Source organism: Metabacillus herbersteinensis, from assembly GCF_042433335.1.
GTDB lineage: Bacteria > Bacillota > Bacilli > Bacillales > Bacillaceae > Metabacillus > Metabacillus herbersteinensis.
The window spans coordinates 70,932-80,963 of the sequence record NZ_JBHLVO010000007.1 but is presented as its reverse complement, the minus strand read 5'-3'; the positions used below and the strand labels follow the sequence as shown (position 1 = coordinate 80,963).

Genomic DNA, 10,032 nt, shown 5'->3' with positions numbered 1-10,032 from the left:
ATGTTGTAAAGGGTGGGAGTTTTATTGCCATCATATAGCACATTTAAAAAAAGGGTGCTATAATTATAACCAGGTACTAATAACATGTATTAACTTTAGGAGGATTTCCATGAATTTATCACTTGATGGTCGGAATATCGTGGTAATGGGTGTTGCGAACAAGCGAAGCATTGCTTGGGGAATTGCGCGTTCACTTCATGAAGCGGGTGCGCGTCTTATTTTTACATATGCAGGAGAACGTTTAGAAAAGTCAGTTCGTGATTTAGCTGAAAGCTTGGATCGCTCTGATTCACTTGTGTTACCGTGTGATGTGACAAATGATGCTGAAATCAAAGACTGCTTTGCGAAAATTAAAGATGAAGTGGGCGTTGTTCACGGTGTCGCACATTGTATCGCGTTTGCAAACAAGGAAGAGCTACAAGGTGATTACTTAAATACAACAAGAGAAGGATTTATGCTTGCGCATAACATCAGTTCTTACTCGTTAACAGCTGTTGCGAAAGAAGCTCGTGGATTGATGACTGAGGGTGGCAGTATTGTCACATTAACATATCTAGGTGGAGAGCGTGTCCTTACAAATTATAATGTAATGGGTGTTGCAAAAGCTTCATTAGATGCAAGCGTTCGCTATTTGGCAAGCGACCTTGGAAAAGATGGAATCCGAGTAAACTCCATTTCAGCTGGACCAATTCGTACTCTTTCTGCTAAGGGAATTAGTGACTTTAACTCGATTTTAAAGCAAATTGAAGAGCGTGCACCATTGCGCCGCGTGACTACTCCAGAAGAAGTTGGCGATACAGCCTTGTTCTTGTTCAGTGATCTTTCAAGAGGAATGACTGGTGAGAATTTACATGTGGATTCTGGTTATCATATTTTAGCTTAGTGATTTAGGATAAGCGTTTTGACTATCTATTGAAAGAGGGTGACTCAACTGAGCCACCCTCTTTCTTAGTCTTTAAATAGTTCTCTTGCCATTTTTCTTCTTATAACTGATCCGTTTTCAACTTCAACTAATTGTTTTACTTTCATCAAATGCACATTCTCTTGCCATTTTTTCAAGCGTATATAATAGTCCCTCATTTTCAGCAAAGGGGAACAAATGGGACGGAGAATGAAAATAACTATCGACTAAACCTCTTGATAAGGCCTCGTAACCAAAAATTCGAGCATTTTTAAAATGAACAATTGGTTGAAAATGGATCGTAAGTCTTTTATCTTTAAGGATTATATTAAATTCTTCCTTTAAAGAAGACAGATCATCGCGGTTAGTTGTTCTGACAATGTTCATAACTTTTTCTCCTTCTTTTTCAAACACAACCACCATAAATTCTTCATAATTCGACAATATCAAGAATTTATTAACCCCAGGTAAACTGTAAAGATTACTTCTCTTTTTTGTCCTTTTTCTTACTAAGTTGATGGGGACTGGCACCACACAGCAAATTATAGGCACATTACATAGTTAGCGTGCATAAAATGAGGTGAGGACATTATTTTCATACGGAGGTAAGCAAATGAGTATTAAGCAGAAGGTGAATTATAAGACCACCCCTCTTATGTATATTGTGCAGCCTGAATATCAAGATGTCCGTGTTCATATGCAGACATTGGTAGTAAAAAAAGCTAAACAGATAGAAAAAGAAAAAGTAGTGGAAGTAAGTCAAGTAAAGGTTGAGGAGGAAATTAAAAAAAAACAAATCCATTCTGAAAACTCCCAAGTAACAGAAAAAGAATCTTCTCAAGAACCACCTCAAGCAATGCAACAAGAGGTTGAACAAGCAGCAAATGAAGAAAAAGTTGAAGAAGCTTTAGAAAAGCAAAAACCACAGCGTAAAACGCGAAAGTCAATTTCACAAATGAGTATTCAGGAGAAGGTAGAATTCTTCACGACAGTACCGAAAAGTATGCCAAGAACGTTATGTCAAATAGAAACAAATAATGAAACATACAGAGGCGTTATTATGACGGAAGTAGATGGAATCGTGACAATCCGTACGCTAACAAACACACAACCAATAGACTTACCATTGGATGAAATTAAGGCAATTAATTTACTTGGATTTTAACTTATGCGAATCCATTTCGTTTTATTTAAACATGTAACAATGAAAAAGGAATGACCTATATATATGAACTGTATAAATACACCTGGCTCATTCTGATTTTAAAACTAGGTTAGGATCTTTTAATATTGTAGGTAAATGGATTAGGAGGCCTCTGGTTCAATAAATGATTACAATGAACCTAAACTTTAAGTCTTCGAACTGAATGCTTTACAATTGAAACTTGTCTTTGTTTACGGTCTTGGTGATCGATACCGAGACCAATACGGTCATTGACACGATTCTAGTAGGGGACAGTTCTTTGAGTGTAGCGATTGGCAAGGTTTGTCGAGAGTGAATGCTGCTAGTTGAATATAAGATCAAATAAAAATGAGAAAGATTGCTCCATGATGGATCAATCTTTTTTTGCTTCTCAAAGCAACGATTTTAAACAGCTGCTAATTTTCTTTTCTTATTGAACTGAAATGAACGAAACTTTCTACCCACCACCCAAATGTTTTTAATAGGTGTTTTTTTCAGCGACGAATAGTGTTATCCCGTGTCCAACTTATAAATCAGAAAATTTAAATTTTCCATAGCTTACTTACAATCTACTTAAGCAACATTTGATTTCTTTACTTATTTTAAACAGCTGATTAAAACATAACATCGTTGATAAGAGAATCGTAATGTGCCAAACCTGGTTCTTCTGCATAAGGATATAGGGTAGAAATTATTAAAGAGGAGTGTCTAATTTTGAAAGGAATCATCCTTGCAGGAGGAATGGGTACGAGGCTTAAACCGTTGACTACGATTATAAATAAACATCTGCTTCCAGTGGGTCCTTATCCGATGATTTACTGGCCAATTATAAAGTTAAAAGAAGCGGGTATTACTGATATATTGCTAGTGATAAATGGGGCTGATCAGGAAATGTTTGAAACGCTTCTTGGAGACGGTCAAAATTTTGGCGTTAACTTGTCCTTTATTCATCAAAAAGGACCTAATGGTATTGCGGACGGGATAAGCTTAGGGAAAAGTTTTGTTGGTGAGGAAAAGTTTATTGTTATTCTTGGAGACAATTTATTCGAAGATTCGTTAGCATCTTATATAGAGTCTTTTCGCCTGCAAGAAAAAGGGGCGAAGGTTTTACTTAAACAAGTAAATGATCCGAAACGATACGGAATCGCGGAACTGAATATAGAAAAGAAAATCATAACATCTATTGAGGAAAAGCCGATTCATCCTAAATCTAATTTATGTGTTGTCGGAATATATATGTTTGATTCATCGGTATTTGAATATATCGCTAGTATTGTACCATCGGATAGGGGAGAACTGGAAATTTCAAATGTGAATAATTTGTATATCGAAAATGATCAATTAAGCTATGACTTTTTAAATGGCTGGTGGATTGATGCTGGAACACATGAAGCTCTGCATATTGCTAATTGTTTTTATTACTCCAACAATAAGGAGGAGAATAATGAATAAAAAGGTACTAATAACCGGAGGAGCAGGCTTTATCGGTTCTAATTTTATCCGATACCTCCTGCAAACCAACAACTATGATATTACAAATATTGATGCAATGACATATGCGGGAAATGAGGAAAATGTAAAGATTTTCTCTAGTTATTCAAACTATCGATTTATCAAAGCAGATATCACAAATAATCTTGAATTAGAAAAAGTGTTTCATTGCCATTATGATATGATCATTAATTTTGCAGCAGAAACTCATGTTGACAGAAGCATTCAAAACGCCAGTTCTTTTATTCATACTAATGTAATTGGAACACACAATCTTCTTCAAAAAGTACTTGAAGAAAAATCAGGGAAAATGATCCAAATTTCAACAGATGAGGTTTATGGCTCCATAGGATTAAAGGAGAAATCATTTACTGAAACAACTCCTCTATCACCAAATAATCCTTATTCAGCAAGCAAAGCAAGTGCAGACCTTCTAGTGCGTTCCTTTTATCAAACCTATAAACTTCCTCTAATCATTACTCGCTGTTCCAATAATTACGGACCTTACCAACATCCGGAGAAATTAATCCCAAAAACGATTTATCATGCACTTAATAACCTTGAAATTCCTGTTTACGGCAATGGGTCAAATATAAGAGATTGGCTTTTTGTTGAAGACCATTGCCGAGCCATTCATACAGTCATGGAAAGAGGCATGTCTGGTGAGATTTATAACATTGGCAGCAATAATGAAAGAACGAATTTAGAGGTCGTACAGACCATCCTTAAAATACTCGGTAAAAATGAAAAATTGATTACATTTGTGGAAGACAGGAAAGGGCACGATTATCGATATGCAATAAACTGGAGTAAGCTGAATCATAAGCTGGGCTGGACTCCTTCGATAAGTTTTGAAGCTGGAATACAAAAAACAGTGGAGTGGTATATAGATCATTATCAGTGGGTGGAAAAATCGGTAAAAGCGGGAGATAAAAAATGAAGGTCCTGATTACTGGAGGAAACGGACAGCTTGGAAAAACATTTGAAGCGAATTGGAAGGATAAAGCAGAGGTGCTTGCACTTTCTAAAGAAGCATTAAACGTTACTACTGCTGAATCGGTTTATCAAAGTATTCGGAGTCATAAACCAGACATTGTTATCCATTGTGCTGCTTATACGGCTGTAGACGCCTGCGAAAAAAATGCGCTTACTGCTTTTAAAACCAATGCCCTTGGAGCATTTCATGTCGCTAAAGCCTGTGCAGAAAATCGGGCGGTGCTTGTATACATTAGCACAGATTATGTATTTGACGGAAAGAAGAGTTCGCCTTATGAAGTAACAGACGATACCCAACCGTTAAATATTTATGGTTTAAGCAAGTTGCTTGGAGAAAACCTTGTCCAAAAAACATGCTCAGAAAGCTATATCGTACGTACTTCCTGGCTTTATGGTCATGACGGGAAAAACTTTGTTAAAACAATAAGTAATAAAGCAAAACAAGGAGAGCAATGTAAAGTGATTCAAGACCAGGTTGGATCGCCTACCTACGCAGATGATCTCACTAATGCTGTTTTCCATTTGGTAGGAAAAACATATGGAATTTATCACTTTAGCAATGAAGGAATCTGCAGCTGGCATGAATTTGCAAAAGAAATTTATTTACAAGCGGGCGCAGATCCTGATTTCGTTTTACCAATTTCAACTCAAGAATATAGTGCACCCGCTCGACGACCTAACTATTCTGTTTTATCTACGACCAACTATAAATTTATTACGGGAGAATCGTCGAGGCATTGGAAAGAGGCCCTGAGTGATTTTTTTCGTAAGGAGGGAACCGATGATTAAAGGGGTTCGATTTATTTGTCTAGTTGAACTGGATAGAGTGACTTTCACTTTTAAATTTTTAGAGGGGTGAGAAGGTTTTGAATAAAAACAACTATTTATTTACCTCTGAATCGGTAACAGAGGGACATCCTGATAAAATATGCGATCAAATTTCAGATGCTGTTTTAGATGCGATTTTAGAGAAAGATCCTATGGCAAGAGTTGCTTGTGAAACAGCAGTGACTACAGGGCTCGTCCTGATTATAGGTGAAATCACGACTTCAGCTTTTGTCGATATTCCAAAAGTAGCACGAAATACTATTAAAGAAATCGGCTATAACCAGGGTGAGTATGGTTTTGATAGTCATACTTGTGCTGTTTTAACATCAATCAATGAGCAATCTCCCGATATTGCCATGGGGGTTAACAAAGCTTTGGAGGCTCGAGAAGGCCTAATGGAGGAAGATGATATCGAAGTCATTGGTGCGGGTGACCAAGGATTAATGTTTGGTTTTGCTTGTAATGAAACACCTGAATTAATGCCATTACCCATTTCATTATCCAATCGTTTAGCAAACCGTTTGGCTGAATTACGCAAAAACGGAACTTTGTCTTATCTACGTCCAGATGGAAAAACACAAGTAACCGTTGAATATAATGGACATCACCCTATTCGTGTCGACACAATTGTCATATCGACTCAGCACCATCCGGAAACCACGTTAAAACAAATTAAGGAGGATTTACTACAACATGTGATCACTCCCGTTGTTCCAGCTGGATTATTAGATGAAAATACGAAGTATTTTATTAATCCGACGGGGCGTTTTGTTATTGGAGGACCTCAAGGTGACGCTGGTTTAACAGGACGTAAAATAATTGTAGATACGTACGGGGGATATGCACGCCATGGTGGAGGCGCATTTTCTGGCAAGGATCCAACTAAAGTGGATCGTTCAGCTTCATATGCTGCACGTTATGTAGCAAAAAACATTGTCGCTGCAGGACTCGCAGATAAATGTGAAGTTCAATTGGCGTATGCTATCGGAGTTGCACACCCAGTATCAATAAGGGTGGATACTTTTACTACTGGAAAGGTTAATGAAGACATCTTGGTCCAATTGATCCGCAAACACTTTGATCTTCGACCAGCAGGAATTATAAAGATGTTGGATCTTCGCCGACCAATTTATCGTTCCACTGCTTCATACGGTCATTTTGGACGTAACGATTTAGATGTTACCTGGGAGAAAACAGATAAAGCGGAACTTTTAAGAACTGAAGCACAAGTGGACTAATTTTAAAAGTAGAAGGACAAAAGGAAGACTCTATTTATTAAGATAGGGTTTCCTTGATTGAAAAATGATGTACGCAATTTAAATAATGTCCTTATCGTCCGAAAAGAGAAACAAATTCAATAACTGAAAAGTTTTGTGTACACATAATATGAACAGATGATGTTTAATCAAGTTATCAGCAACTGTCGATTTGGTAAGGAGGCAACAAATTAATGGATTTTAAGCAATATATAACGATTGTACCTAATTGGCCAAATTCTGGAATTATATTTAAAGATATTACGACACTTATGGGTAATGGTGAGGCATATAAAGCAGCAACAGATGAAATCGTCAAATACGCAAAAAAAAAGAAAATTGATATTATTGTAGGTCCTGAAGCACGCGGCTTTATCATTGGCTGTCCGGTTGCTTATGCATTAGGTGTCGGTTTTGCACCTGTTCGTAAAGAAGGAAAACTTCCTCGAGAAGTGATTAAAGTAGACTACAGTTTAGAATATAGTAAAGACGTCTTAACCATGCATAAAGATGCGATTAAACCAGGTCAACGCGTGTTGATTACGGATGACCTTTTAGCAACTGGCGGTACCATTGAAGCAACAATTAAACTTGTGGAGCAGCTTGGCGGTATTGTAGTAAGTACGGCATTCTTAATCGAATTATCCGATTTAAATGGCCGTGAAAAATTAGAAGGCTATGATGTCTTTACATTAATGAAATACTAAAATGGGATATTGCCGATAAGAAAGTTATAAACGGACCGTTAAAGACTACCAATTATATGTTGTTATCCATTCAGCGGTCTTTCCTGCAGTTGATTTATGTGAAAAGGAGATGAGAAAGGTAAAATCAGCAATGATCATAAACTTTAATTGGGAATCATATAATTCGAAAGAACCTAAAATAGAAACATATTCCAAGGAATGCCCAAATGTATGGTTGTCTCGCTTATAAATTAATTGCCATGATTTCGTCCCCGAAGAATTGCTAGTGGTTTTCGGGGATGCGTATATTATACAACTATTTATCCTACATAAAATTTACGGAAAGCTAGAAACATCAAAAATTTTATACCTATATATAAGGCAATATAAAAAAATGAAAAATATCACGTGTTTCAGGAGTATGAGAATAAGCAAAGGATTGGTAAAGCCAAGATCAAACTATCTATTAATAAGGTAGGTGGATAAACAATATGAAAATATTGGTTACAGGTGGGGCAGGTTTTATTGGGAGATGGGTAGTTAAGCAGTTGTTAAACGATGATCACCAAGTATGGGTTTTAGATAATCTATCTAATGGTCTGAAAGAAAATCTTGAAAATCTAAAAAAACATTCTTGTTTTAAGGGATTTATAGAAGGGGATATAAAGGATCAAATATTGTTAGAAACTCTTTTTTTAAACAACTTTGATCTTTGTTACCATCTTGCGGCAAGCATCGATGTACAAGACAGTATTGAGAACCCAAAAGCAACCTTTGAAAATGATACAGTTGGTACGTTTCATATTTTGGAACAATGTAAAAAACACCAAGTTAAATTGGTATTCGTGAGCACGTGTATGGTATATGGACACGCATCATCACCCTATGGGATTAAAGAAATTGATCCTATAAAACCAGTCTCTCCATACGCTGCTGCAAAGATAGCCGCAGAAAATATGGTACTCTCCTATTATTATTCTTACAATCTTCCAACCGTTGTAATTAGACCTTTCAATACTTACGGACCTTATCAAAAGACTGGTGGAGAAGGAGGAGTAGTGTCAATTTTCATTAAAAAGAAATTAGATGGAAAACTGCTTTATGTTTATGGGAACGGTACACAGACCCGAGATTTATTGTATGTAGAAGACTGTGCCCGATTTGTGGTTCAGTCAGGTTACTCGAATAAAGTTAATGGAGAAATTATAAATGCAGGTCTCGGCCGTGACATAACTGTAAATGAATTAGCAGCATTAATTATAAAGGATGTATCAATGATAGAACATGTTCAGCATCCTCATCCTCAAAGTGAAATTCCCAAGCTGCTGTGCAACTATGACAAAGCAAAACGGTTATTGGGATGGGAGCCAAAGGTTAATATGGAAGAGGGAATAAAAAGGACAGAAAAGTGGATTAAGTCAAAGCATCTCCAAATAACAAGGGGGAGCACAGGTGGGTAAAGAAAACCTAGCTATTCATGGTGGTAAGCCAGTAAGGGATTCTTACCTGCCGTATGGTAAACAGTCAATAGATGAAGAAGATATTCAATCAGTTATATCAGTGTTAAAAAGCGACTATTTAACAACTGGGCCAAAAATAGTTGAATTCGAAAATGCAATAGCGAACTATGTAGATGCAAAATTTTCAGTCGCTTTTTCGAGTGGTACGGCAGCCTTGCATGCCGCCTGTTTTGCATGCGATATCGGAAAGAATGACGAAGTAATTACCACTCCAATGACCTTTGCGGCGAGTGCAAATTGTATTCTTTACCAAGGAGCAACACCGGTTTTTGCAGATATTGATCCGCAAACTTATAATATTTCACCGTTAGAAATACAAAAGGTAATATCAAATAAAACGAAAGCGATCATTCCAGTAGATTTTACTGGAAGTCCAGCAGCATTAAATGAAATTTTGGAGATTGCCAGAAATGAAAACCTTATTGTTATAGAAGATGCTGCACATGCATTTGGAGCTAGTTACAATGATCAAAAAATTGGAAGTATTAGTGATATGACAATGTTTAGCTTTCATCCATTAAAACATATTACAACTGGTGAAGGAGGCATCATTACTACCAATAGTAGGACACTTTACGAAAAGCTTGTTCTATTTAGAAATCATGGAATAACACGAAAAAAAGAAAAACTCATAGAAAATCATGACCCTTGGTACTATGAAATGCAAACACTTGGATATAATTATCGTATATCAGACATTCAATCAGCCCTAGGTATAAGCCAATTAAAAAAAATAGATCGCTTTGTAGAAATAAGAAGGCATTACACTGAAATGTATAATGAAGCATTTAAGGATATCAAACAATTGCAGGTTCCTTACCAAGATACAAGAGGATCAAGCAGTTGGCATCTATATATTATCCGCTTAAATACCAGCCAATTAACAGTGGGACGAAAGGGAATTTTTGAGGCATTAAAAGCTGAGAACATAGGAGTCAATGTACATTACATTCCAATTTATTATCATCCTTACTATCGGGAAATTGGTTATGAAAAGGGACTTTGTCCGATTGCTGAAAAATTATATGAAGAAATCCTTACGTTACCATTATTTCCATCAATGTCTGAATTAGATATTAAAGATGTAATACATGCGGTAAAGAAGGTTATTTTATGTTTTTCAAAATAGGTCCCGAAAAAGGATTGTAATATTTGAATAAAACTCAACAGT

General features: G+C 36.4%; 10 protein-coding genes. 9 read left to right on the top strand and 1 reads right to left on the bottom strand.

Annotation, left to right across the window (positions count from 1 at the left end):
* The first annotated feature begins 109 nt into the window (after positions 1-109).
* Positions 110-883, top strand: a complete 774-nt coding sequence (gene fabI, locus ACFFIX_RS10890; protein ID WP_378933773.1) for an enoyl-ACP reductase FabI — start codon at positions 110-112, stop codon at positions 881-883.
* A 123-nt stretch (positions 884-1,006) separates the two neighbouring features.
* Here fabI and ACFFIX_RS10885 read toward each other — a convergent pair whose 3' ends face one another.
* A complete protein-coding gene (locus tag ACFFIX_RS10885; protein ID WP_378933771.1) occupies positions 1,007-1,288 on the bottom strand; it encodes an EAL domain-containing protein in 282 nt (93 codons plus the stop codon).
* 226 nt (positions 1,289-1,514) lie between these two features.
* Between ACFFIX_RS10885 and ACFFIX_RS10880 the strand changes: the two genes are divergently transcribed.
* From ACFFIX_RS10880 to pseC, 8 genes are all read left to right on the top strand, one after another.
* Positions 1,515-2,066 carry a CotO family spore coat protein gene (locus ACFFIX_RS10880; protein ID WP_378933769.1) on the top strand — a complete coding sequence of 184 codons (552 nt, stop codon included), beginning with the start codon at positions 1,515-1,517 and terminating at the stop codon, positions 2,064-2,066.
* A gap of 732 nt (positions 2,067-2,798) precedes the next feature.
* On the top strand, positions 2,799-3,536 hold the full coding sequence (locus tag ACFFIX_RS10875; RefSeq protein ID WP_378933767.1) for a sugar phosphate nucleotidyltransferase: 738 nt from the start codon (positions 2,799-2,801) through the stop codon (positions 3,534-3,536).
* Entirely contained in the window at positions 3,529-4,515 is a 987-nt protein-coding gene (gene rfbB, locus ACFFIX_RS10870; RefSeq protein ID WP_378933765.1) for a dTDP-glucose 4,6-dehydratase, read from the top strand. Before ACFFIX_RS10875 ends, rfbB begins: the two co-directional genes overlap by 8 nt.
* Complete coding sequence (rfbD, locus tag ACFFIX_RS10865) at positions 4,512-5,360, top strand: dTDP-4-dehydrorhamnose reductase (protein ID WP_378933763.1); 849 nt, start codon at positions 4,512-4,514, stop codon at positions 5,358-5,360. Before rfbB ends, rfbD begins: the two co-directional genes overlap by 4 nt.
* A 77-nt stretch (positions 5,361-5,437) precedes the next feature.
* Positions 5,438-6,637: a methionine adenosyltransferase gene (gene metK, locus ACFFIX_RS10860; protein WP_378933761.1), complete on the top strand. Its 1,200-nt coding sequence runs from the start codon at positions 5,438-5,440 to the stop codon at positions 6,635-6,637.
* Positions 6,638-6,849: 212 nt separating this feature from the next.
* Positions 6,850-7,362 (top strand): adenine phosphoribosyltransferase, encoded by a 513-nt coding sequence (locus ACFFIX_RS10855; RefSeq protein ID WP_378933759.1) that lies wholly within the window; start codon positions 6,850-6,852, stop codon positions 7,360-7,362.
* A 470-nt stretch (positions 7,363-7,832) separates the two neighbouring features.
* Positions 7,833-8,801: a dTDP-glucose 4,6-dehydratase gene (locus tag ACFFIX_RS10850; RefSeq protein ID WP_378933756.1), complete on the top strand. Its 969-nt coding sequence runs from the start codon at positions 7,833-7,835 to the stop codon at positions 8,799-8,801.
* The gene (gene pseC / locus ACFFIX_RS10845) at positions 8,794-9,990 is read left to right on the top strand and encodes a UDP-4-amino-4,6-dideoxy-N-acetyl-beta-L-altrosamine transaminase (protein WP_378933753.1); all 1,197 of its coding nucleotides are present in this window, start codon (positions 8,794-8,796) and stop codon (positions 9,988-9,990) included. The genes ACFFIX_RS10850 and pseC overlap by 8 nt, the downstream gene beginning before the upstream one ends.
* Positions 9,991-10,032: the final 42 nt, after the last annotated feature.

Bases quoted from the DNA above. Each gene is read 5' to 3' on its own strand.
- fabI (WP_378933773.1), top strand. From the start codon at position 110: ATGAATTTATCACTTGATGGTCGGAATATCGTGGTAATGGGTGTTGCG.
- ACFFIX_RS10885 (WP_378933771.1), bottom strand. From the start codon at position 1,288: ATGAACATTGTCAGAACAACTAACCGCGATGATCTGTCTTCTTTAAAG.
- ACFFIX_RS10880 (WP_378933769.1), top strand. From the start codon at position 1,515: ATGAGTATTAAGCAGAAGGTGAATTATAAGACCACCCCTCTTATGTAT.
- rfbB (WP_378933765.1), top strand. From the start codon at position 3,529: ATGAATAAAAAGGTACTAATAACCGGAGGAGCAGGCTTTATCGGTTCT.
- rfbD (WP_378933763.1), top strand. From the start codon at position 4,512: ATGAAGGTCCTGATTACTGGAGGAAACGGACAGCTTGGAAAAACATTT.
- ACFFIX_RS10855 (WP_378933759.1), top strand. From the start codon at position 6,850: ATGGATTTTAAGCAATATATAACGATTGTACCTAATTGGCCAAATTCT.
- ACFFIX_RS10850 (WP_378933756.1), top strand. From the start codon at position 7,833: ATGAAAATATTGGTTACAGGTGGGGCAGGTTTTATTGGGAGATGGGTA.